The organism is Myxococcus sp. MH1 (assembly GCF_059738865.1).
Genome location: NZ_AP026947.1, coordinates 6,343,159 through 6,366,713, shown reverse-complemented (window position 1 = coordinate 6,366,713; position 23,555 = coordinate 6,343,159). Strand labels below are relative to the sequence as shown.

Below are 23,555 nucleotides of genomic sequence, written 5' to 3'. Positions count from 1 at the left end.
GGAAGGAGCCCGGTGAAGTCCTCCGGGTTCGACGAGCAGTGGTGGGCCTCGTGTCGGGTCCACCCTTCCCACCCGGTACCTGATACGGCCGGAGTGGTGGGTCCCCACGGGGGCCCGGAGCACGACGATGCGTCACAGGGTAGGACAGAGGAAGCTGCACCGCACCACGAGCCACCGGCTCGCGATGCTGAACAACATGGTCACCTCGCTGCTCGAGCACCAGGCCATCCGCACCACGCTTCCCAAGGCCAAGGAGGCCCGGAAGCTGGCGGAGCGCATCATCACGCTGGGTAAGCGTGGTGGGCTCTCCAACGTGCGCCTGGCGGCCCGGACCGTGAAGGACCGTGACGTGCTGAAGAAGGTCTTCAGCGAGTACAAGGACCGCTACGCCAACCGCCCCGGCGGCTACACCCGCATCGTTCGTCTCGGCTTCCGCCGGGGTGACGCCGCGGAGATGGCCCTGCTGGAGCTGGTGGATCGGCCCGAGAAGAAGGCCGCGCCCGCCGCCGAGGCTCCTGCGTCCACCGAGGAGACCAAGGCCGAGTAACGGCCGCCAGCCGCGCCCCTTCGCGAGGAGGGGCCGGTGGCAACGCGAGGGCGCTCTTCCCGCTGGGGAGGGCGCCCTTCGCTTTTGCGGGGCTACTTCTTGGGGCTCAGCAGGCGCTTCCACTCGTTGCGCAGGTCCTCGGTGAGGTTCGCGCTGTCGTCGTGGCTGCGCATCTCCAGCGTCTCGAAGCGCAGGTCCGCGGGGGCCGCGCCGCTGGTGCCCATGAGCTGCTTGGGGGTGATTGTCATGAACTCCCCCGCGCCCACGGACGCCACCGCCGCGCGGTACTGGCCGTTGACGATGAGGGTGACGTCCTTCCACTCCTCCTTGCTCTCGTTCCAGATGGTGATGGACGGGCGGTCCAGCTTGTCGCTGAGCACCAGGCGCGCGTCCATGTCACCCGTCTGCACGGAGCTGCCAGGGCAGGCGATGGCGAAGCTCGCCGCCGTCATCACCAGCCACCCGGCGACGATGGAGGCCTTGTACTTGAAGAACCTGTCGCGGTTGCTGAAGTCCGCCGCGAACTCCTTGAGGACGGAGAGCGCGTTGAGGGCCTGATTGGAGGCCTCGCCCGCGAGCCGCTTGCCCAACGGCCCATCCTGCTTCGACTTCTCCAGCGGCGCGGTGCGCGCGGCGGACATCACACGCATGCCGGGGCTCGTCGGCGTGCGCGGCATGCCCGGATTCGTCGGAGTGCGCGGCTGGGAGCCCGTGGGGGCGGCCGTGCTCGGAGACTTGCGACCTTCGCTCATCGGAACTCGAAGTGTAGAGGGCCGGGCCCGTCGGTGGCTACTGGCCCTTGAGGCTTTGCAGCGCGCGCGAAGCCATTGCGTTCTCCGGCTGCGCTTCCAGCACCTTGGAGAGCCAGCGCTCCGCCTCCTCGGCCGCCGCCTTGCGCACCTGCGGGCGCGTGGACTTCAGCGTCTGCTCGGTGAAGAGCAGCCCCAATCGCAGCGTGAACTCGACGTTCTCCGGGTCCTTTTCGACCACGTGGCGCAGCTCGCGCTCGGCGGCGGGGTAGTCCCCCTCGAGCTGGTACACGAGGGCGAGCTTGCCGCGCGCGGGGAGGGAGTCGGGCGTGAGCGACACCGCGACGGTGAACGCCTCGCGCGCCGCGGGCAAATCCCGCCGCTCCAGGTGCAGGTCTCCCAGGCGGAACCACGCCGCGTCCAGGAGAGGGTGCAGCGCGACGGCCTTCTCGAACGAGCCGCGCGCCGCGTCGGGGCGCTGGCGGGTCGCGTAGAGCTCGCCCAGGTACAGGTGGTTCTTCCCGTCGCGCGGGGCGCGCTCGATGGCCTGCTTGAACTCGTCCACCGCGCGGCCCGCGTCGTCCAGGCGCTGATAGGCCAGGCCCAGCAGCGAGTGGAGCACCGCCAGGTCCGGGTAGTCGTGCAGCACCTCCTCGAAGGCGAGGATGGCGTGCTGCGGGGCGTCCAGGTCGTTGAGGTAGCGCAGGCCCTCTTCCAGCTTGGCCTCGGCGGCCTTGGGGATGCCTCCGAAGGGGTCGCTGATCTGCTCCATCAGCGCGCGCGCCGTGGCCACGTCCGCGGCCGAGGGGCGGCCTCGCACCACGACGCCGAGCGCCTCCACCGCGCCCGGGGAGTCCCCGGTGCGATGCAGCGCCTTGGCCAGCGGCAGGCGCCACGCGGTGCGCTCCGGCGCGAGCAGGGCCGCGCGGCGCAGCGGCTCCACGGCGGCGGGGTACTGCTCGGACTCGAGGCGGGCGACGCCCAGGCGGTAGTGGTACTCGGCCGTGTCCGGGGCGAGGGCGATGGCGCGCTCGAAGGCGGCCACGGCGGGGGCGCCGGCGTCCCTCGCGCGGGAGAACAGGGCCAGGCCCAGCATGTACTGGTCCACGGCGCGCTCACCCGTGGCGATGCGCCCCTGCAGCTCCTGGATCCACGCGTCCGCGCGGCCCGCCTTCACCTGGGCTTCCGTCAACGTGCGCGCGACATCCAGGTCCTCGGGGGAGCGGGCATGCAGGTCCGCGAGAATCCCGAGGGCCTTCTGGGGCTGGTTCTCCTCCAGGTAGGCCCGCGCGCGGGAGCGCTCGTCGGTGGGGGCCGCGGCGCCCGTCTTCGTGGCGGAGGTGTGGCCGCAGCCAGCGGCGAGCAGTCCCAGACCCAGCACGGCGGCGCGAGCCCAGGGGCGGAAGCGGAAGGCGGGAGTCATCGTCACGGAGCGTGTCTCAGGGAGTGGGGGAGGCGTGGGCGGAGCCGACGCCCTCGTGTCCGGCGGAGGCGATGGCGTCCTCGCGGTCGCCGCCCTTGCCGCCCATCGCCAGGTTGTCCGCGATGATGGCCTCGCGCACGGCCCGGGCCAGGCCCTCGCGATCATTCTCCGCGAAGCCCGTGGTGTCGATGGGCTTGCCCACCCTCACGCGGATGGGGCCGGGGGTGATGTTCCAGCTGTCCTTGGGCATGAGGTCCCCGGAGCCCTCGATGGTGACGGGGCAGATGGGGACGCGGGCCTTGAGCGCGAGCGCGAAGGGGCCCTTCTTGAAGGGCAGCACGCGGCCATCCGAGGAGCGGGTGCCCTCCGGGTACAGGAAGATGCTGGTGCCGCCGCGAATCTTCGCCGCGGCCGCCTCCAGGGAGCTGATGGCCTTGGCGCGGTTGGAGCGGTTGATGAAGACGTGGCCGCCCAGCGCCAGGTACCAGCCGATGAGCGGCACCCACTTGAGCTGATCCTTGGCCACGAAGCGGAAGGGCACCGGCACCGCCATGAAGTGGGCCGGGATGTCGATGGTGGACTGGTGGTTGCCCACGTAGATGGTGGGGCGCTTGGGGTCCACGTTCTCCTGGCCGGAGACCTCCAGCCTCGCGCCACCGGCCCACAGGAGCACCGGGGACCACAGCTCGCGGACGACCCACAGCGCGCTCGAGGAGCGCAGCGTGACGAGCATCGCGACGAGGGTCAGGGGAAAGCAGACGAGCGTCCAGACTCCAGCGGTCAACATGCAGAAAAGCTTGCGCATCCCTCGGCCCCCTCCTCGGGGCCGGCTCGACGCCCAGGCAGAGGCCTGGACCCGAGGGCAGTCCCGCCGCGAGATGTCCTGTCCCGAACGTCCAGACGGGCGGCCGCACCCTGGGTGGTGGCGGCTCCCGGGACGTGGCGGGACGGTGAGGGCGGGGGCATGCACTTCTTCTACCACGAGCCTTCCGTACCTTGTTGCTGGTGTGCTCCGCTCGCCGGGGTTACAAGCAGGGGTGGCTTGGCCAGGAAAAAGTTCATCGCCATCGCGGGCAACATCGGCGCCGGGAAGACGGAGCTCACGTCCTTCTTGTGCCGGAAGTACGGGCTGACTCCGTCCTTCGAGCCCAATGACCAGAACCCCTATCTCGCGGACTTCTACAAGGACATGAAGACGTGGGCTTTCCGCTCACAGCTCTTCTTCCTCACGCACAAGTTCCGCCTCCACCGGGAGTTGGAGCGCACGTCGGGCACCGTGTTGCAGGACCGCACCCTCTACGAGGACGCGGAGATCTTCGCGAAGAACCTCCACCGCCAGCGGCTCATCGACAAGCGGGACTGGAAGACGTACTGCGAGCTGTACGAGACCATCTCCGAGTCGCTGCGGCCCCCCGACTTGATGATCTACCTGCGCTGCCCGGTCCCGACGCTCAAGGCGCGCATCCGCCTGCGCGGCAGGTCCATGGAGAAGGACATCCCCACCCGCTACCTCCAGCGCCTCAATGCCCTGTATGAGGAATGGTTCGGTGCCTACCGGTTGTCTCCAGTGCTGGTGCTGGCCACCGACAAGCTCGACTACCTGACCAACCTGGTGGACCGCGTGGACCTCTTTCAGCAAATCGAGAAGCACCTGTGATGGAGGTCTACCTCCTGGCGACCGAGCAGGAAGGGCCCGTGCCGTTGGATGCCCTGCGGGCCTCGTTCGCGACCGATGAGGTGGAGTTCACCCCGGACGAGGATGCGCAGGGGTTCGTGCTCCGGGCGGACAGCTCGGAGGTGCGGGTCCGGCTGACCGTGGGCCCCCAGGAGCTGCCGAAGTTCAACAAGGCGGCCTATAGCGGCAGTCCGGAGGCCTTCGCCAGGCTGGGCAAGGCGCGCGCGTACTACCACCTGTCCCTGGAGCCCGGTGGGGCGCAGCCCACGCTGCCGGTGTTCGAGGCGCTCTGGGCGGTGCGCACGCTGCTGGAGCACGTGCCCGGCGTCCTGGTGGACCTGGCGGCCTACAAGCTGCACGAGCCCGAGGACGTGGTGGAGATCACCGAGCTGGACTTCGACATCCGGGACCACGTCCACCTGCACGCGGTGGAGGTGACCGAGGGTGACACCCCGCTGTGGGTGCACTCGCACGGGATGGAGAAGTTCGGGGCGAGGGATTTGGAGATCTTCCACCTGGCGGAGCAGGACCTGCTGCCGGCGGAGAGCTTCCTGCACGAGCTGTGCACGGACCTGGCCTTCGGGCAGGGGCCGGCCTTGCGCTCGCAGGTGGGCACCAGCGAGGGCCAGGCTTTCATGGTGGTGCCGTCGGAGGAGGCCCGGGCGAACCTGCTCGGCGTGCCGCTGGAGACCTTCGAGGGGCATGAGGGGCTGTTCCTCACGGTGGTGTCACCCCTGGGGCGGCACAACACGTCCCAGCTGTTGGCACCCTACCGGGAGCGCTTCTCGCAGGAGCCGGAGGAGCAGACGGAGTCCATGCGCCGCGAGGCCCAGGCGCTGCTGCCGGCGTTCCTGGCGCGCTTCCAGCGCCGGGGGCTGATGGAGCCGCTCACCTTCCTCGTGCGGGCGCCGTTCGACACCCACCCGGATGGGAACAAGGTGGTGGAGAACCTGTGGCTGGAGCTGATGGCCCGGGACGACGGCAGCCTCGTGGGCAAGCTGGTGGATGGCGCGGTGCACACCACGGAGTGGCGCAAGGGCGCCCACGTGGAGGTCGAAGAGACCCAGGTCAACGCGCTGGCGCTCAGCCGCGAGGGCCGGGCCCTGGACGAGTCCGAGATCCGGGCCCTGCTCAACGCGGAACGACCGATGTAGTGCGACGCGGCTCCGCTTGCCCGCGTCGTCCAGGGCGCTAGGCTCGCGCGCCGCATGCCCGCACTCCTGCTGCTCACCGGCCCGTCCGCGGGGCGCCATTACGAGGTGCTCTCGGACATGGCCATCGGCCGCAGCCCGTCCTGTGAAATCCCCCTGCGGGATGACCAGGTGTCGCGCAAGCATGCCCAGCTCACCGTGCACGAGGGGCAGGTCCGGCTGACGGACCTGGACTCGCGCAACGGGACACTCGTCAACGGCGCTCGCATCAGCGGGCAGGTGGTGCTGCAGCCGGGAGACCGCGTCCGCGTGGGCTCCACGATGGCCGTCTTCGAGCCGGCGCCGGTGACGCTGGTGGAGGGCGGGCCGACGTCACCAGGGCATGTGCCCATCGAGGAGGTGCTGCCTCACGTCGGCGCGGCGGCGGCGCTGTACTCGGCGGGCACCGCGCTCCTGGGCGCCACCAGCGAGGCCATGGTGCTGCGCAGGCTGGCGGACGAGACGGCGCGCGCGCTCAGCGCGGACCGGGCGGCGGCGCTGCTCGGGAGCAACACGGGCCTGCTCACCGCGGCGGTGTCGGGCGCGGACGCGGTGGCGGTGCCCCGCTCGCTCGCGCAGGTGGCGCTGGACCGCAAGGAGATGGTGCAGGCGGAGACGGAGATGTGCGCGCCGCTGGTGGCCTCGGGGGGCATGCCGTTCGGCGTGCTCTATGCGACGCGGGCGGACTCGTCGTTCACCGGTGGAGAGGGACAGCTGCTCGCCGCGCTGGGGCGGTTGGGGGGCGAGGCGTATACGGCGGTGCGCTCGCGGGTGGAGGCGGAGGCGCCGGTGCCCTTGCTGCTTGGCACGTCCAGGCCGCTGCGCGCGCTCGCGGATGCGGCGCGACGGGCCGCCAACAGCGCAGCGCCAGTGGTGCTGCATGGCGAGCCGGGCACGGGCAAGACGCTGCTGGCTCAAGTCATCCATGCCCGCTCTCCGCGCGCGCTGGAGCCCCTGGTGACGGTGGACTGTCGTCTGCCACAGGCCGCCGTGGAGGAGGCCCTGTTCGGCCGCGCCAGCGCGCCGGGACAGCCTCCGGTGGCGTCCGCGTTGCTGCGCGCGGACCGGGGCTCGCTGCTGCTCCAGCACGTCGAGGCGCTGCCTCGCGCCACGGCGGAGCGACTGGTGCGGCTGCTGGCCCGGAGGACGGCCCCCGCGCGGCAGGGCGGCGAGGAGCCCGTGGACGTGCGGCTGCTCGTCACGTCGTTGGCGCCGGTGGCGGCGCTGGGCTCCAAGGGCGAGGTGGACGCGGCCCTGGCCCGGGCGCTGATGGGCTTCGAGCTGGAGGTGCCGGCGCTGCGGGAGCGGCGCGCGGATGTGATGGCGCTGCTCGAGGGGGTCCTCGCGCGGGCCTCGCGTCGGGTGCGCCGTGAGCCGCCGACGCTGGGGCCCGATGCCCGCCGGCTGCTGACGGACTACCCCTGGCCCCACAACGTGCGGGAGCTGGAGCTCGTGGGCGAGCGGCTGGGGTTGCTGTACGCCGGTGCTCGCGTGGGCGCGCTGCACCTGCCGCCCGAGGTGCAGCAGGGCGCGGCGGCGAGTGATGCGCAGACGCTCCAGGCCCGTGTCGGGAGGCTCGAGCGCGACGCCATCGCGGAGGCGCTGCGTGAGGCGGGCGGCAAGAAGGTGAAGGCCGCGGCGCTGCTCGGCATCAGCCGGCCCACGCTGGACAAGAAGATCGAGGAGTACGGCCTGTCGGTGGAGCGCGGACGGCGAGGCGAGGACGGGCGCTGACGGCCGGCGCGGCTTGGTTTCCGGCCCCGCGCTGTCAATCCTCGACGCGAACCAAGGCGAGGGGCCTCAAGCGGGCCGCGAGCCGAGGACGGACGCGGTGCTGCCTCGAGGTGGAGGGGCGCTCAACGACTCACGGGTATCGCGATGTGGCTGGGGCCGAGGCTCCGCGGCTCACTCTAGCAGGCGCCCTTGCTGCCTCGGGACTCTCTCGGTCGCGCCGAGGGAACGGGAGATGCGTCGAGGGGCGTGATGGTCGTCCGCTCACTTCCTGCGGCTGAGCAGCACGCCCCCGAGGATGAGCACCGCGCCCAGGGCCTGGAGCCACGTGGGCCGCTCGCCGCGCACGCCCCACGCCGTGAGCGCCGCCACCACGGGCACGCCCGTGTTGTAGAGCGACGCGCGGGCGCTGCCGACCTGCTGCACGGTACGGCCCCAGATGAAGTAGCTGAGCACCAGCGGCACCAGCGCCGAGTACACCACGCCGGCCCACGCCCCGAAGCCGATGCTCCCGACGTCCAGCGCGAGCACCTCCGGCACTCCCGCGAGCACCACGCCCGGCGCCCCCGTCAGCATGGTGATGGCGGTGATGCGCAGCGCCGACACCTCGTTGCCCACCGAGCGGATGCCCACCGTGTAGAGCGCCCAGCACGCGCACGCCCCCAGGATGAGTCCGTCGCCCAGTCGCGTCCCCGTTCCCAGCGACGGGCCTCGCGCGGCGACCACCAGCACCATCCCCACCACCGCCAGCGACATGCCCATCACCAGCGGACGGCCTGGACGCTCCACGCCCAGCACCGCGCCCAACGCCGCCACCAGCACCGGCGTCACCGCCGTCAGCAGCCCGCTGTTCGCCGCCGTGGTGTTCGCCAGGCCCAGGATGAAGCACAGCTGGTACAGCGTGTTTCCCACCAGCCCCAGCGCCGCGAGCTTGAGGAACACCGGCCGGCTCAGCGGCTTCCAGCCCTCCACCACGAGCAGCAGCGCGGCCATGGCCACCGAGGCGATGGCGAAGCGCACCGCCATGAAGGCGAGCGGCGGAATCGTTCCCAGCGCCTCCTTCACCACCGTGTAGTTGGTGCCCCAGACAACGACGACACACAGGATGGCCACGTCGTTCGCGGAGAAGGTGCGAGGCGGCGCGGCGGGAGCGCTGGCGACAGTCGTGGACACGGCGCGCGAGGGAATAAGGCCCGGCACTCCCGCGTGCAAGCCGACGTTTCCGCGCGCGCCTGGCTTGTGCCCCAACGACAGCCATGGCTTAACCGCGCGTCATGGACCTACGCTTTTCGGACGAGGTGCGTCGCGCCCTCGACTCGCGCCAGCCTGTGGTCGCGCTCGAGACGAGTGTGGTGGCTCAGGGGCTTCCCTATCCGGACAACCTCGCCGCCGCTCGCGCCTGTGAAGAGGCCATCCGCCGCGCGGGCGCCGTGCCCGCCGCGACCGCCGTGGTCGATGGTCAGGTGTGCATCGGCCTGGAGGACGCGCAGCTGCGTCGGCTCGCCGAGGGCAAGGAGAAGCTGCTGAAGCTCGGCTCTCGTGACCTGGCCATCGCCGTGGCCACGCGCGCCACGGGCGGCACCACCGTCAGCGCCACGTGCGAGCTGGCCGCCGCGGCCGGCATCCGCGTCTTCTCCACGGGCGGCATCGGCGGCGTCCATCGGGGCGCCTCCGAGCACTGGGACATCTCGCAGGACATCGCCGCGCTGGCGCGCTTCCCCGTGGCCGTGGTGTGCGCGGGCGCCAAGTCCGTGCTGGACCTGCCCAAGACGATGGAGCTGCTGGAGACCGCGGGTGTGCCCGTCATCGGCGTGGGAACGCGCGAGCTCCCGTCCTTCCACAGCCGCGAGTCCGGCATCCAGCTGGAGCACAGCGTGGGGGACGTGGCGACGGCCGCGCGCATCGCTCGCGCTCGCTTCGAGACGCTGGGGCAGGGAGGGGTGCTCTACACCGTGCCGCCGCCGGAGGAGACGGCGCTGCCCAAGCACGAGGTGGAGCTGCAGATCGCCTCCACGCTGGCGGAGGCGGAGCGTCAGGGCATCCGTGGCAAGGACGTGACGCCGTTCCTGCTGCGCGAGCTGGGCAATCGCACGGGAGGCAAGACGCTCAAGGCCAACCTCGCGCTGCTCGCCAACAACGCCCGCTTCGCCGGACAGCTCGCCGTGGCCTACGCGCGCGGGGACTGAGCCCGCGCGCCCGGGCCCGCGTCGTCTACTCCTGGAACCAGCGCATCATCGTCTCGAGCTCGCGGCGGTCCACCTCGTCGAAGGTGGACTTGCTCGCGGAGTCGATGTCCAGCACGGCGATGAGCTCGCGGTTCTTCCCGTACACGGGCACGACGATCTCCGACGCGGAGCGCGCGTCACAGGCGATGTGCCCCGGGAAGGCGTGCACGTCCGCCACCACCTGCGTCTCACCCTTCTCCGCGGCCGTGCCACACACGCCCTTGCCGAACTTGATCTCCAGGCACCCCAGCGTGCCCTGGTAGGGGCCCACGCGCAGCAGCTTGCCCGGCGTCACCACCCGGTAGAAGCCCGTCCACAGGTGGCCGAAGGCGTGGTGGATGAGGCAGCTCATCGTCGCCATGCCGGCGATGGGGTCGTCGATACCCGCGAGCGCGGCCTTCACATGCTGCTGAAGCTCCTCGTACGCCTGCGCCTTGGGAACCGCGGTCAGGTTCAGCGTGATTTCCGCCATGATGGGCTCCTCGAGCCAAGGGCTTGCGCACCCACGAGTCAGCCCCGGGGGCGGTCAACGTCCCGCTTCATAACCTGAATCCCATGTCGTGCAGGAGGCTCCATGGAAACGCTCCTTCTTGATTCCAATACCTGGCTGCTCGTCCTCACCGGCGCCGGTGTCTCCGCCGAGAGCGGAGTGCCGACCTTCCGAGGAATGAACGGGTTGTGGGAGGACCAGCCCGTGACGGAGGTGGCTTCACCCCGGGGCTTCGCGAAGGACCCGCTGCGGGTGTGGCGCTTTTACTCTCAGCGCCGGGCCGGAGCGGCCGACGTCTCGCCGAACCCGGGCCACGACGCCCTGGTCGCCTGGGAGCGCCACCTGGGAGACCGCTTCCTCCTGGCCACGCAGAACGTGGACGGCCTGCACCGCCGCGCCGGCAGCCAGCGCGTGGTGGAGATGCACGGCAACCTCTTCACCACCCGCTGCAGCAACCCCGACTGCACGCGCGCGCCCTTCCCGGACACCACCGTGTACGCGTCCGGCACCGTGCCCGGCTGCAAGGAGTGCGGAGCCCTGCTCCGGCCCCACATCGTCTGGTTCGGGGAGCAGCTGGACCCCGACGACCTCACCCGCATCGAGTCCTTCGCGGTGAAGGCGATGCGCTCGGGCGGGCGCCTCGTCTTCCTCGCGGCCGGCACGTCCGGCGCCGTGTATCCCGCGGCGGGCATGGTGGACAACGTGCGGGCCGCGGGCGGAGAGACGTGGCTCGTGAACCTGGATGCGTCGGAGAACGCCTCCAGCTTCGAGCACTTCGTCCAGGGCAAGAGCGGTGAGGTGCTGCCGAAGCTGGGCCGGCTCGTCTGAGGCCCTCGTCGTGCGGCGCGGCTCCCCGTGAGGTGACGGGGAGCCCGGGCCACGACTCACTCGAAGACGTTGATCTCCTGCCCGGAGTTGGTCGGCCGGGTGGGGCGCGGCTTGGGCGGCGTGGCGGCGCGGATGGGCTCCAGCGACACGTCCACCGTCTGGCTGTCTCCCGCGACGCGGCTGAAGTTGAGCGAGCGCTCCTCCGACTTGTGGTTCGCCAGCCGGAAGGTGAGCTGGTGCGACTTGTCGCGCGGGAGCATCAGCTCGATGGGCGTGGTGCCGATCTGCTCCTCACCCTCGAAGATGGCGGCGCCCGCCGGCGACGAGTTGAACTTCACCCGGATGGACTGCGCCGCGGCCTGCGTGGGCGGCGTGTTCGCCGTCGTCGGCGGAGGGCTCGTGGGACGATCTCTCGGGACCTCGACGACCTGCGTGGGGGGCGTCTTGGAGCCGCCCTGGCCTCCGATGACCACCGCGGCGGCGATGCCGAGCAGCAGCAGCGGCACCACCACGAGGGCCGCCTTCTTGCCCGTGGACATGCCCTCCGGCGCGGGGGGCTCGGGAGGCGGGGCCTGGACCGGCGCGGGGCGAGGCGGGCCCTGGCGGACGCGGCTGGGAGATGAGCCGCTGCCTCCAGGCACTCCCGTCTGGCTGCGGGCCACGACGACGTTGGACGGCGTGGAGCCCCGGCCCGGTGCGCCGCCGGCGCGAGACCGCACGCCACTGCCGCTGCCCGCGGAGGGACGTCCGGCGCGGCTGCTGGCCCGGCTGCCGCTGCCGCGCTCGTTGACGCCGGAGGAGGAGCCGCCGCTGGGCATCGCGTCGAACTGCTCGGGCGTCGCGTCCGCGACCGAGTCCATCATCGCGTCGATGAACTCCTGCGCGTTCTGGTAGCGGTCGTCCTTCTCGGGCGCGAGCGCCTTGCGGAAGAACGCGTCCAGCGCGGGCGGGACGGGGGCGCCCTGGCGCTTGGTGTTGACGGCGGGCACCTGCTGCGTGAGCGACGCGGTGAGCGCCTTGCGCACGGTGTTCGCGCCGAACGGCGAGCTGCCCGTGAGGCAGAAGTAGAGCACGCCCGCCATCGAGTACAGGTCCGAGCGCTGGTCCACGGACTCACCGCCGGCCTGCTCCGGCGGCATGTACTGGGGCGTGCCCAGCACCTGGCCGGTGGAGGTGAGCTGCTCCTCCTCCTCGGCCTCGAGCGCCTTGACCAGACCGAAGTCCAGCACCTTGACGAAGTCCCGCCCGCCCAGGTCCTGCACCATGATGTTGTGGGGCTTCAGGTCGCGGTGGACGCAGCCCTCGGCGTGCGCGTGCGCGAGACCCTGGGTGGCCTGCTCCAGGAGGCTCGTCGCGCGGCGCAGGGACATGGGCCCCTCTCGCTTGACGACCTCCTTGAGGCTCTCGCCCTGGAGCAGCTCCATCACGTAGTAGCAGGTGCCGTCGGGGGCGCGGCCGAAGTCGAAGATGGTGATGACGTTCGGGTGGCGCAGGCGGCTGGCGATCTCCGCCTCGCGGCGGAAGCGCTCGAAGAACTGGGGCGCGGCGGCGAGCGACGGGTTGAGCGTCTTGACGGCGACGGGGCGCTGCACCGACGTCTGAGTGGCGCGGAACACCATGCCCATGCCGCCCTGGCCGAGCACGCTCTCAATCTTGTAGCGGCCATCGAGCACCTGGCCGATGAGCTGGAGGCTCTGGCCTGCGCAGAGGTGGTCGACGCCGTCGGTGCTTCCGCAATGGGGACAGGGGGCAGCCATGTGGGGCCGGAGTATAGGCAGGCCCCGGGCGGGTCCGGAAAGGGGGCGTTGGGCCGCAGGGCCTCCGGGCAGGCATCTGCGCCATTTCCCGAGGCGCCGGAGGCTGTTACATCCCCGCCCGCCATGAGCCTCGTCATCGCCCAGGACCTCAGCCTCTCCTATGGGAAGAAGGTCCTCTTCGACAGCGACAACTTCACCCTCGGCCCCAAGGACCGTGTAGGCCTCGTGGGGGCCAACGGGACGGGGAAGAGCACCCTGATGAAGATTCTCGCGGGGGTGCTCCAGCCGGACTCGGGGACCTTGACGTACCGGCGCCGCGCGCGGTGGGGGTATCTGCCCCAGGAGATCGCCGGCCTGCCGGAGGGCACGGTGGTGGAGGCGGTGATGAGCACCGTCCCCGGGCGCGACTCGCTGGAGGTGCGCCTGAAGGACACCGAGGAGGCGCTCGCGGCGGCCACCGACGAGGAGGAGCAGCTCGAGCTGGCCCAGTCCCTGGCGGACCTGCACGCGGAGCTGGACGACTTCGAGAACCGCTTCGGGAAGCACCACGCCGAGCGCATCCTCAAGGGCCTGGGCTTCAGGGACCTGGACCTGGCCAAGCCCACGTCGGCGCTGTCGGGCGGCTGGCGGATGCGCGCGGCGCTGGCGGGCCTGCTGCTCCAGGACCCCGACTTGCTGCTCCTCGACGAGCCCACCAACCACCTGGACGTGCCCACGCTGGCCTGGTTCGACGGCTTCCTGCGCCGCTCGAACAAGGCGCTGGTGCTCATCTCCCACGACCGCGACTTCCTCAACCGGCAGATCGACCGGGTGGTGTCGCTGGAGCTGGAGGGCGTGCGCGAGTACGCGGGCAACTACGACGACTACAAGCGCCTGCGCGCGGAGGAGAAGGAGCTCCTGAAGGCTCGCGCCGAGAAGGTCGAGGCGCGGCGCGCGGAGCTGCAGGGCTTCATCGACCGCTTCGGCGCCAAGGCCACCAAGGCGAAGCAGGCGCAGAGCCGCGCGAAGATGCTGGAGAAGCTGGAGAAGGTGCACGTCCTGGAGGAGCGCTCGACGATGCGCTTCCGCTTCCCGGAGGTGGACCGGAGCGGTCGGGACGTGGTGACGCTGGAGCGCATCACCAAGAAGTACGGCGCGCAGACGGTGTACGACGGCCTCACGGGCCGGGTGGAGCGCGGGCAGCGCATCGCCGTGGTGGGCGCCAACGGCGCGGGCAAGACGACGCTCCTGAAGATGGTGGCGGGGGAGCTGGCGCCGGACACGGGCACGGTGACGCTCGGGCACAACGTGGTGGTGGGCTATTACGCGCAGCACCACGCGGACAAGCTCGACCGGCAGAACACCATCATCGAGGAGGTGCGGCCCCTGGCGGCGGACAAGCCGGAGAGCTACGTGCGCGGCGTGCTGGGCGCGTTCCTCTTCAGCGGTGACGACGTGGACAAGCCCATCGGCGTGCTCAGCGGTGGTGAGCGCGCACGCGTGGCGCTGGCCAAGCTGCTGCTGGTCCCCTCCAACTTCCTCTTGATGGACGAGCCCACCAACCACCTGGACCTGGACTCGTCCGAGATGCTGATTGAAGCGCTCAAGGGCTACGGCGGCACGCTGCTGTTCGTCAGCCACAACCGCAGCTTCATCAACGGGCTGTCGTCGCACGTCTGGGAGGTGGCGGAGGGCAAGCTGACCCCGCACCCGGGCAACCTGGACGACTACCTGTACCACCAGGAGCAGCAGCGACTGGAGGCGGAGGCCGCGGCGGCTGGCGCGTCACGCGGAGGGGAGAAGGTGTCCTCCGGGCCCGTTTCGGAGAAGGACCGCAAGCGACTGGAGGCCGAGGCGCGCCAGCGTCGCAGCGTGGTCGAGGGGCCGCTCAAGAAGGAGATCGCGAAGCTCGAAGAGCAGATCGCCAAGGTGGAGGCGGAGCAGAAGGAGCGCGAGGCGCAGCTCGCGGACCCCGTGCTCTACAACGACTTCGCGCGCGCCAAGCCGCTGATGGATGCGCACCGCGCGGGCAAGGAGTCGCTGGAGGACCTCTACGCGCGCTGGGAGGCGGCGCAGGAGAAGCTGGCGGAGGCGACGGCGTCGTTGGGCTGAGCCGTCCGTGAAACGCGGGTCCGCGCGCGGGCCGCGTCACCCCGTGACGTGAGCCTCAGCCCGCCTTGCGCTTCCGCTCGCGCTTGCTGGCGCGCGGGGCGGGGGAGGGCGGCTTGGGGGGCTCGCGCAGCTCCTCGGGCACGGGAATCGACTGGGAGATGCGCGTGGCCGGAGGCGGCGTTCCCGTTCCTTCCGGCAGCGCCTCCACGGGCTTCTCCACCGGCAGCGCGGGCATGCGGATGATGAACGTGGTGCCTTCGCCCGCCTTGCTCTGCACGGAGATGCTGCCTCCGTGGTTCTTCACGATGCGCTGACAGATGGCGAGCCCCAGCCCCGTGCCCTTCTGCTTCGTCGTGAAGAACGGCACGAAGATGTGCGGCTGCTGGTCCAAGGGGATGCCCGGGCCGGTGTCGGAGACCCGCACCTCCAACAGCTCGCCGCCCGCGTTGCGGAACTCACCGAAGCGCTCCGGCCGCTCCGTGCGCACCGTGATTCGCCCCTCGCGCGTGTCCAGCGCCTGCACCGCGTTCTGGACCAGGTTGATGAGCACCTGCTTGAGCTGCTCCGCGTCTCCGTCCACTCGCGGGAGCTGCAGGTCCAGCTCCACCGCCAGCGCGACGCTCGACGGCACGTCGTTCTGGATGAGGCGCATGGTGCGCGTCACCACCTCGTTCAGGTCCGTGGGCCCGAAGCTCTGCTTCATCGGCCGCGCGTAGTCGAGGAACGCCGTCACCACGCCGTTGAGCCGGTTGACCTCCTCGACGATGACCTCCAGGAACTCGCCGTCCTCGCCCGGCAGCCGCCTGGGGTCCAGGCACTGCGCCGCGCCCTTGATGGCCCCCAGCGGATTGCGGATCTCGTGCGCCAGACCCGCCGCCATCTCTCCCAGCGCCGCCAGGCGATCCCGCTCCCGGATCTTCTCGTAGAGCTTCGAGTTCTCCAGCACCGTCGCCAGCTTCTCCGCCACCTCCAGGATGAGGGCGATCTCGTCGGACGCGTACGCCTCCGGCACCCGCTCGTCCCACAGGTTCAGGAAGCCGATGACCCTGTCGTTGCCCACCAGCGGCACGCTGATGCCCGCGCGCATCTGCACCAGCGCCGCGCGCGTGTCGTTCAACCGCTTGAGCTCGTCGCGATACCGGCGCCCCTCCACCGACTGGAGCCGCATCGTCGCGCCTCGGCGCTCCACGTTCTCCAGCAGCACCGCCTTCTGCCCGCTCGCCACCGCGAACAACAGGCCCCGCGCCGCCGCCGTGTCGAGGAACGCCACCGGCAACGGCCCGCGTGAGTCGAGCAGCCGGTAGCCGGGCCGGTCCTCCGCGAGCAGGTACACCGACGAGTGCGTCACGCGCCCCGTCTCGTGCAGCGTGTCCAGCACCAGCGTGGCCAGCTCGGAGATGTCGATGACGTTCGCCATCCGCGCGCGCAAGGTCCCCAGCGCGTCCAGCAGCGCGAAGCGCTCGCGGAAGAAGATGCGCACCACCATCTCCTCCACCTTTGTTCGCAGCGGGTCCAACAGGATGAGGATGACGAAGGCCGCCACCACCGTGTTGAACAGGAACAGGCCCGTGTCCTCGTCCACCCACGCCGTCAACACCGTGAAGACGGCCGCGAGGATCACCGCCAGCACCGTCTGCGACGCAATCTTCCCCAGCAGCTCGTGCAGGTCCATCAGCCGCAGCCGCAGCAGCGTCTGCGCGAGGAAGAACAGGTACAGCGTGGTGAAGACCGGCCCCAGCGTCGGCAACGGCACCGAGCTGCCGATGAAGTCCAGCGCGGAGAACAGGATGCCCGCCGCCGCGCCGATGGCCAGGTACATCAGCCGCAGCTGCTCGATGCGCGACTCGTTGCTGCGGACCCGGTGGAGTAGCAACGACACCGAAGCGAGCAGGGAGCCGTGCACCCAGACGCCCATGGCCACCCGGGCCCACAGCTTGTCGGCCAGGGGGGTGACCGCCACGGCCAGGCCCAGGAAGACCGACAGGAGGGCGAGCCGGCGGCCCACCAGGTGTGTTCCCTTGCTGACATCCAAGAACTCGAGGAAGAACCCCACGGCGGCGCCCGGGATGAGCGAGGCGACCAGGACGGTGATGCCCAGGGTGATGCGGTGCGCCCAGGGGTACGTCACCTCGGGGAAGAGGCTGTGGAAGAAGAACGAGAGGTAGTACCCGGCCACCGTCAGGGCGAAGACGGAGTACAGGGTGAGCACCTTGGGCCTGGCCGGGCGCAACAACATGGACACGCCAAGGGCGAGGCCGATGATGGATGCCAGCAGCGCGCTCTGAGTCCGGATGTCCATGGGCGGGCGGACAGTCTAACCTGTGACAGCCTCCGGAAATTTTCCATGCACCCCCGGTTGTCCTGGGGCGAGCCCGCGCCCACCTCCCAGGCTCCCCAGCCCCGCGTATGAAGCCCTTCCTGCCCAAGCTCGCCGTCATCGCCTCCGCGCTCATGCTGTCCGCGCAGGCTCCCTCGTCCCCGGCCCCCTCCGGGACGGAGGCCTCCGAGGCCCCCACGACCCACACCGAGAACGCGCCTCCGGAGGCGCAGCTCTCACCGCCGCCGGACGCCGAGAAGTCGCCGCTGCCGCCTGGCTTCGTGGAGGTGTTCAACCCGGCCTTCCCCAACGCCGCGCCGCCCGCACCCGTCGTCCACCGGGGCCGCCGCTACGCGCTGGAGGACCTGTCGCCGTACTTCGGCGAGGGCAAGAAGAAGGAGGCCCGCGCGGCCTTCGACAAGGGGCACTTCGCCCGCGCCCGCGAGCTCTTGAAGGACGAGGGTGACAGCCCGCCGGTGCGCTACCTGCGCGCGCTGGCCGCGCTGCGCTCGGGGGACGAGGAGACCGCCGCGAAGGAGCTGGCCGCCCTGGCGCCGGACTACCCCGCGCTGAGGGACCGGTGCCTGACCCACTCGGGCGTGGCGCTGGAGGGGCTGCGCCGCTACGACGAGGCCGCGGTGCAGCTGGCCCAGGTGCCGCCCGAGTCCCGGCTGTACGTGGACGCGCGGCTGGCGCTGTCCCGGGTGCTGCGCAAGAAGAAGGACGCGGAAGGGGCCATGGCGGCGCTGGAGCCGCTCACCTCGCGCGCGGCGCCCAGCTGGGGGCGCAACGTGGGTGCCGAGGCGCTGATGGCCATCGCCGACATCGCCGCGGAGAAGAAGGACAAGGCCGCCGAGCGCGCCGCGCTGTGGCGCCTGTGGGGCGCGCATCCGTTGTCACCGCTGGCGGTCCAGGCCGACAAGCGGCTCAAGGGGCAGACGGCGCCGGTGGAGGCCCGGGTGGCTCGCGGCGAGGCGCTGGTGGAGCTGCACCGCAACAAGCAGGGCCTGGCGCAGCTGGAGCCGCTGCTCACGCAGCTGAAGCTCCCGGACGCGCTGGCGTGCCGCGCGCACTTCTCCTACGGCAAGGGCCTGCGCAAGGAGCGCGAGCACACGCGCGCCATCCAGATGCTGTCGCCCGTGGTGGAGAAGTGCACGGACAGAGACCTGCTGGCACGGGCGCTGTACGTGCTCGGCTCGTCGCGCTCCATCGTCGACTCGTCGCGCGGCACGGAGACGTACGAGCGGCTGGCGCGCGAGTTCCCGGACCACAGCTTCGCGGACGACGCGCTCTTCTACGCGGCGGACCTGTACGTGAAGACGGGCCGCCCCAAGGAGGCGATGGCGCGGCTGGACGAGCTGTCGCGGCTGTATCCCCAGGGGGACTTCCTGGGCGAGGCGCTCTTCAAGGCGTACTGGATCGCGCGCACGAGCAAGGTGGAGGACGCGGGCCTGTCGTTCCTGGACCGCATCGAGCAGCGCTTCGCGCAGGCGGACGAGAGCTACGACGTGGAGCGCGCGCGGTACTGGCGGGCCCGCACGTTCCAGGACCAGGGCAACATCCAGGGCGCGGCGGAGCTGTTCGAGAAGATCTCCGTGGAGCACCCGGCGACGTACTACGGGCTGATGGCGCGCTCGCAGCTGGCCGCGTTGGATCCGCAGCGACTGGAGCGGATCTCCCCGGAGATCTTCGCGGTGCCGGAGGCGGCCAGTCCCTGGCCGCTGTTCGCGGGCCCGGTGGGTGAGGACCCGCACTTCCGCGCGGGCGTGGAGCTGTTGCGCCTGGGCTTCCCGGAGGCGGTGTCGTCGGAGCTGCTCGCGGTGAGCCGGACGAACCAGCCCGCGGAGGCCATCCGCTTGTTGGTGCTGGTGCTGCACGAGGCGGGCGATGAGCGCGCCGCGCACGCGGTGGCCCGGTTGGCGCTGCGCAAGGACTTGAGCGGACGCATCACGAGCGAGACGCGCGTGGTGTGGGAGGTGGCGTATCCCAACGCGTTCCGCGACCTCATCGAGAAGCACACGGCGGTGTCGGGTGTGGAGGCGGACCTGCTCCAGGCGCTGATGCGCGAGGAGAGCGCGTTGGACCCGAAGGCGCTGTCGTGGGCCGGCGCGCTGGGGCTCACGCAGCTCATGCCGTCCACCGCGAAGGGCGTGGCGCGCGAGCTGAAGCTCAAGCGCTTCACGGTGGACCAGCTGCTCCAGCCGGACCTCAACATCCGCTTCGGCGCGCACTACCTGGGCGGGCTGCTCAAGAAGTTCGGTGGGCACACACCGTACGCGGTGGGCAGCTACAACGCGGGGCCGGGCGCGGTGAACCGCTGGCGCGCGGACAAGCCGGACCTTCCGCTCGACGCGTGGGTGGAGGAGATCCCCATCTCCGAGACGCGCGGCTACATCAAGCGCGTGCTGCGCTCGTACAACACCTACCAGTTGCTCTATGGCCGGGCGCCCAAGCTGCCCGTCATCAAGACCGCGAACCGGGAGTGAGGGCACAGCGGCTCGCTCACGCTGCAGGGCCGTGAGCGAGCATGGCGCGCCGCCAGGGGCGCGAGGGCACTTGGGGCGCATCCGTCGACCGTGTTGCTCGCAGTCCGGTACATGCTCCGGCGCAAGTGTGACTCCGCCGTGGGCATCGGCCTGTCTGTCCGCGCAGTCGAAGCGGAGGCTGCCTGTGCGTGGCTGCGTCCCTCCGGCATCGGGTCACGGCGCATCCAGGCCGGACGTCGCCGCGCCGACCTCCTCCTCATCCCAGGACCGTCGTCAACGCGCCCCCACGCCGGACCATCGCGAGGGCCCGAGGCCGATACTCAGTCGAGTCGCTTCAGGGCGCGCCCGATGGACGTGCCCTTGCTTCGCCTCGCGAGCCCGCGTGGCGCGAAGCACTCGAAGAGGACGGATTCAGCCGGGTCGCTTCAGGACGCGCCCGATGGACGTGTCTTTGTTCCGACGCGCGAGCAGCGTCAGCGCGAAGCACGCGAAGAGGACGGGGACGGAAGACGTGCCCGGTGACGCCGAGCAGCCACCGGATGACGGAGTCCTGGGCGGAGCCGGGGGCGCCTGCACTTCGATGCGCACCCGTCCCATGACGGTCTCGAGCCCGTCGGACGCCGTGTACGTGAACGACGCCTCACCCGCGAACGAAGAGCTGGCGCGATAGGTCAGCGTCGGCGCCTCCCCCGTGAGCGTGCCCGACGCGGGCGCCTGGGTGATGGCATACGTCAATGCATCGCCGTCCGGGTCCTCCGCATCCAGCACGATGTCGATGGACGCGCCCTGCGGGACGACGAAGGTCTGCTCCCGGATGACAGGGGCCTGGTTCCTCCGCTGGGTGACATCCATCGTCACCATCGCCGTCGCGCCGAGCGAGCCATCGCTGACGGAGAACTCGAACGAGTCCTCCCCCGGCTCCGTTTCATCCGCGCGATAGACGAGGCGAGGCGGTGTGCCCGAGAGCGCTCCCCTCATGGGCTGCCGGGTCACGCGGTACGCCAGCGTATCGCCATCGATGTCGCTGCCCTCCAACATCACCTCGACGCTCCCCGCCGCGGACACCGTGAAGCGGCCGGCCCGGGCGATGGGGGCGTCATTGACGGGTGTCACCGTGAGCGACGCGGCGACGGGCGTCGAAGCCTGCCTGCCATCGTTCGCGACGAACTCGAAGGCATCCACGCCATGGAAGTCCGCGTGTGGCGTGTACGTGAGCCTCGGCGGTGTGCCCGTCAGCGTGCCGTGCGCGGGTTGCACCGTGACGGTGAACATCAGCGGGTCTCCATCTCCATCCGAACCGTCGAGCACGAGCTGCGCCGCCGTGTCCTCCTGGAGTGAGAGCGTGAGCGCCTTCGCGACGGGGACATCCTCCTGCGATGTCACCGTCAGCGACACGGTGGCCTCATCCGAGGGTGCGCCACGGTCCCTCGTGAGGAACCGGAACTGGTCCGTCCCATGGAAGTTCTCGTCCGGCGTGTAGACGACCTGCGGCGGCGTGCCTGTCAGCGTGCCGTGCGCGGGAGGCACCGTGATGAAGAATCCGAGCGCATCGCCCTCCGGGTCCGTGCCCGTGAGCGTGATGGGCCGAGGCGTGTCCTCATCCAGCACGGCGTGTCCCGATTCGGCCTCGGGGCCCGCGTTGTAGGCGACCTCCCGCGTGTGGACCCTCGGTGCGGCGTGGGGCTCGCCCCTGAGTCGCGAGGAGACCAGCATGAAGTGCCCCGGGCCCACCGAGGCGATGCTCGAGCCTTGAGGCGCGTGTGGGTCCTGGTCCGGCGCCACCTCCATCAGGTCTCCGAAGGCTTCGCCCGAGGGCAGCACGCGCCGGGCCCAGACCCGCCAGGGGTGGTGCCACGGTTCCCCGGACAGCCTGCTCACGATGCTGACGAGAAAGCCCTCTCCATCGAATGCAAGGTTCGGCGTGCTCGGCGCCTCGAGCCCGGAGGCGAGCACCCGCGGCTCCAGGTCGAGGAGGGTCCCGGACCTGCTCACGCGCTGGCTCCGCACCGTCGTCTGCTCCCCCCAGACCATGAGGTGGTTCTGCCCGTCGAACGCCAGCCCGGGCCGGCTCACCAGGTCCTTGTTCGGCTCCCCGAGCACGAATCGCCCCGGTTCCAGGAGGAGTCCATCCTTGTCGACGCGAACTCCCTCCAGTTGATGGACCCCGTCTCCGAGGAGGTAGCGGTTCCAGATCACCATGAAGTCCGCTCCGTCGAACGAGACGGAGGGCTCGGCCATGACGTTCCACACGTCCGGCGTCAGGACGATGGGCTGAGGATCCAGGACCGCGCCCGCCGCGCTCACGCGTGTCGCGAGGATCTGGTAGCCGCTCCCCCAGGTCACCAGGCATGCGCCACCGCCGCAGGCGACCTGCTGGTCCATGTTGTACTCGTACTCCGTCGGGATGGGGAACTCGGCTCCGCGCGCTCCGTGGCCGGGCGGCGGAATCCTCCGACCGTAAAGCTTGGGCTTCTGGGGCGTGGCGCGCTCGTCCTGCCAGACCACCAGGTACTGCGTCCCATCGAACGCGACTGTGGGGGACCGCTGGACTCCCACGGCGTCGCTGATGACGAAGCCTCCAGGCGTCAGCTCCGTGCCCGCCGCGCTCAGGAAGGTTCCATGGATGTCCTCGAACCGGGGCGTCTGGGTGCGGTTCGTCCAGACGACCAGGTACCCATGGCCATCCGTGGCGATGGCGGGGAAGGTCTGCGTATTCGTGGAGCTGCTGAGCCGCTGCTCTGATTTCAGGACGGTTCCCGACAGGCTCATCACCGAGGCCCACGTGTCCTGCTCATCACTCGCGGGGGAGGCGTCGTGCCACGCGACGAGCACGGAGCCCTGGCTCAGCGCCAGCCCGGTGGCCTGACGTGCTCCATCCACGGTGTTCCTCCGGAGGACGATGCTGGCCGGGGTGAGCACGGCGCCCGCGCGACTGATGCGCGTGGCGCGCAGGCCACCCGAGTCGTAGGGCTCGCCCCCCGCGTAGTCAGTCCAGGCCACCACGTGGTTCGTGCCGTCGAACGCCACGCCCACGGGCCGTCGGTCACCCGCGCCGGAGAAGAGTGTGACGGCGGTCGCCATCACGCCCGCGGCGCTCACGCGTGCTCCCATGACCGCGACGGCGGTGCGGTTGACGTCGTGGGCCTCGCTCCAGGTGACGAAGTACCCTTCGCCGTCTGAGTCGATGGCGGGATGCCCCAGGATGCGCCCCTGGGGCCGCTCCAGGAAGATGCGCTCGATGAGCGCGCCGCTCGCGTCCAGCCTCGCGCCCCAGAGGGCGTTGTTGGAGAGGAAGACCCCATTGGAGACGACGAGATACTCCGAGCCACTCCAGGCCACCCTCGCGTCACCCCCGTGGTACAGCTCGTGGCCGACAGGGGTCGCCGGGAGCCCGTCCAGGCTCACCCGGGTCGTGCGAAGCTGAGGCGTCTCGGAGGAGGCGACCTCCCGCTCGCCCCAGACGAGGAGGAGGTCCACCCCGTTGGAGACGAGCGTCACTTCGACGAACTCCCGATGGGACGCGGAGGGGGCGGGGACGATGACCTGCGGTGTGGCCTCGACAAGAGTGCCGTCCGGACGGACCCGGACGCTGTTGAGGAGCGTTCCTCCCGTCGGGGCCTGGCCCACCCAGACGACGCGGTAGTTCGTGCCGTCGAAAACCACGGCGGGCGGATGCCGGGTCTCGCTCCCCGGCAGCGCAATCCCGAGCGGGTCCAACAGCTCTCCCGACGGACTCACGCGTGTCGCGCGAAGCTGGCTCGCGTTGCGTTCGTCCCGGTCGTCGATCCACACGACCAGGAAGTTCGTCCCATCCGACGCGGCCCTCGGTGTGGACTGCGTCCTGCGTGCGGGGCCGAGCTGCCGCGCGCCCACGTCGCGCTCCGATGAGAGGAAGGGCGGGGTGCCCTGGGCAGGAACCAGGTCCAATCCGTGCGATGGGGCCAGGAAGTGCCCGAGCTGCCCTGCGGACCAGGCGTCGTGCGTCGCGGTGTCGGGCCCGCGAGATACAGCCGCGACGGACACACTCCTCGATGAGGTGGTGCCCC

Annotated in this window: 16 protein-coding genes; 8 read left to right on the top strand and 8 right to left on the bottom strand. The window is 70.7% G+C overall.

Features of this window, described 5'->3' with window-relative positions; translation table 11 throughout:
* Nucleotides 1-127: 127 nt before the first annotated feature.
* A complete protein-coding gene (rplQ, locus tag AC6JA9_RS24565; RefSeq protein ID WP_046714281.1) occupies nt 128-547 on the top strand; it encodes a 50S ribosomal protein L17 in 420 nt (139 codons plus the stop codon).
* A 92-nt stretch (nt 548-639) separates the two neighbouring features.
* On the opposite strand, the gene AC6JA9_RS24560 is transcribed toward rplQ, so the two are convergent.
* The 3 genes from AC6JA9_RS24560 to AC6JA9_RS24550 are packed head-to-tail and all read right to left on the bottom strand — an operon-like array spanning nt 640 to nt 3,524.
* A complete protein-coding gene (locus tag AC6JA9_RS24560; RefSeq protein WP_223747258.1) occupies nt 640-1,299 on the bottom strand; it encodes a hypothetical protein in 660 nt (219 codons plus the stop codon).
* 37 nt (nt 1,300-1,336) lie between these two features.
* Nucleotides 1,337-2,719, bottom strand: coding sequence for a tetratricopeptide repeat protein (locus AC6JA9_RS24555; RefSeq protein ID WP_497960750.1), 1,383 nt, complete (start codon nt 2,717-2,719; stop codon nt 1,337-1,339).
* A gap of 16 nt (nt 2,720-2,735) precedes the next feature.
* On the bottom strand, nt 2,736-3,524 hold the full coding sequence (locus AC6JA9_RS24550; RefSeq protein ID WP_248543401.1) for a lysophospholipid acyltransferase family protein: 789 nt from the start codon (nt 3,522-3,524) through the stop codon (nt 2,736-2,738).
* A gap of 237 nt (nt 3,525-3,761) precedes the next feature.
* Between AC6JA9_RS24550 and AC6JA9_RS24545 the strand changes: the two genes are divergently transcribed.
* From AC6JA9_RS24545 to AC6JA9_RS24535, 3 genes are read left to right on the top strand one after another with little or no spacing between them, the layout of a single operon-like run.
* Nucleotides 3,762-4,376, top strand: coding sequence for a deoxynucleoside kinase (locus tag AC6JA9_RS24545; protein ID WP_046714277.1), 615 nt, complete (start codon nt 3,762-3,764; stop codon nt 4,374-4,376).
* The gene (locus AC6JA9_RS24540) at nt 4,376-5,548 is read left to right on the top strand and encodes a DUF2314 domain-containing protein (protein ID WP_223747260.1); all 1,173 of its coding nucleotides are present in this window, start codon (nt 4,376-4,378) and stop codon (nt 5,546-5,548) included. Before AC6JA9_RS24545 ends, AC6JA9_RS24540 begins: the two co-directional genes overlap by 1 nt.
* Before the next feature lie 54 nt (nt 5,549-5,602).
* Nucleotides 5,603-7,318 carry an FHA domain-containing protein gene (locus AC6JA9_RS24535; protein ID WP_497957937.1) on the top strand — a complete coding sequence of 572 codons (1,716 nt, stop codon included), beginning with the start codon at nt 5,603-5,605 and terminating at the stop codon, nt 7,316-7,318.
* 261 nt (nt 7,319-7,579) lie between these two features.
* On the opposite strand, the gene AC6JA9_RS24530 is transcribed toward AC6JA9_RS24535, so the two are convergent.
* The gene (locus AC6JA9_RS24530; protein WP_223747262.1) at nt 7,580-8,488 is read right to left on the bottom strand and encodes a DMT family transporter; all 909 of its coding nucleotides are present in this window, start codon (nt 8,486-8,488) and stop codon (nt 7,580-7,582) included.
* Between the two features lie 101 nt (nt 8,489-8,589).
* On the opposite strand from AC6JA9_RS24530, the gene AC6JA9_RS24525 reads away from it, so the two are divergent.
* On the top strand, nt 8,590-9,501 hold the full coding sequence (locus tag AC6JA9_RS24525) for a pseudouridine-5'-phosphate glycosidase (RefSeq protein ID WP_408890146.1): 912 nt from the start codon (nt 8,590-8,592) through the stop codon (nt 9,499-9,501).
* Nucleotides 9,502-9,526: 25 nt separating this feature from the next.
* Here AC6JA9_RS24525 and AC6JA9_RS24520 read toward each other — a convergent pair whose 3' ends face one another.
* A complete protein-coding gene (locus AC6JA9_RS24520; protein WP_141327440.1) occupies nt 9,527-10,012 on the bottom strand; it encodes a GAF domain-containing protein in 486 nt (161 codons plus the stop codon).
* A gap of 102 nt (nt 10,013-10,114) precedes the next feature.
* On the opposite strand from AC6JA9_RS24520, the gene AC6JA9_RS24515 reads away from it, so the two are divergent.
* Nucleotides 10,115-10,858 (top strand): SIR2 family NAD-dependent protein deacylase, encoded by a 744-nt coding sequence (locus AC6JA9_RS24515; RefSeq protein ID WP_267700661.1) that lies wholly within the window; start codon nt 10,115-10,117, stop codon nt 10,856-10,858.
* 56 nt (nt 10,859-10,914) lie between these two features.
* On the opposite strand, the gene AC6JA9_RS24510 is transcribed toward AC6JA9_RS24515, so the two are convergent.
* Nucleotides 10,915-12,483 (bottom strand): serine/threonine protein kinase, encoded by a 1,569-nt coding sequence (locus AC6JA9_RS24510; protein ID WP_497960748.1) that lies wholly within the window; start codon nt 12,481-12,483, stop codon nt 10,915-10,917.
* Nucleotides 12,484-12,738: 255 nt separating this feature from the next.
* On the opposite strand from AC6JA9_RS24510, the gene AC6JA9_RS24505 reads away from it, so the two are divergent.
* Nucleotides 12,739-14,706 (top strand): ABC-F family ATP-binding cassette domain-containing protein, encoded by a 1,968-nt coding sequence (locus tag AC6JA9_RS24505; protein ID WP_223747266.1) that lies wholly within the window; start codon nt 12,739-12,741, stop codon nt 14,704-14,706.
* Nucleotides 14,707-14,761: 55 nt separating this feature from the next.
* Here the strand turns inward: AC6JA9_RS24505 and AC6JA9_RS24500 are convergent, their stop codons facing one another.
* On the bottom strand, nt 14,762-17,005 hold the full coding sequence (locus AC6JA9_RS24500; protein WP_223747267.1) for an ATP-binding protein: 2,244 nt from the start codon (nt 17,003-17,005) through the stop codon (nt 14,762-14,764).
* Nucleotides 17,006-17,112: 107 nt separating this feature from the next.
* Here AC6JA9_RS24500 and AC6JA9_RS24495 point away from each other — a divergent pair, with 107 nt between their 5' ends.
* The gene (locus AC6JA9_RS24495; protein ID WP_223783744.1) at nt 17,113-19,509 is read left to right on the top strand and encodes a transglycosylase SLT domain-containing protein; all 2,397 of its coding nucleotides are present in this window, start codon (nt 17,113-17,115) and stop codon (nt 19,507-19,509) included.
* A 411-nt stretch (nt 19,510-19,920) separates the two neighbouring features.
* Here AC6JA9_RS24495 and AC6JA9_RS24490 read toward each other — a convergent pair whose 3' ends face one another.
* Entirely contained in the window at nt 19,921-23,436 is a 3,516-nt protein-coding gene (locus AC6JA9_RS24490; protein ID WP_497957936.1) for an Ig-like domain-containing protein, read from the bottom strand.
* Nucleotides 23,437-23,555: the final 119 nt, after the last annotated feature.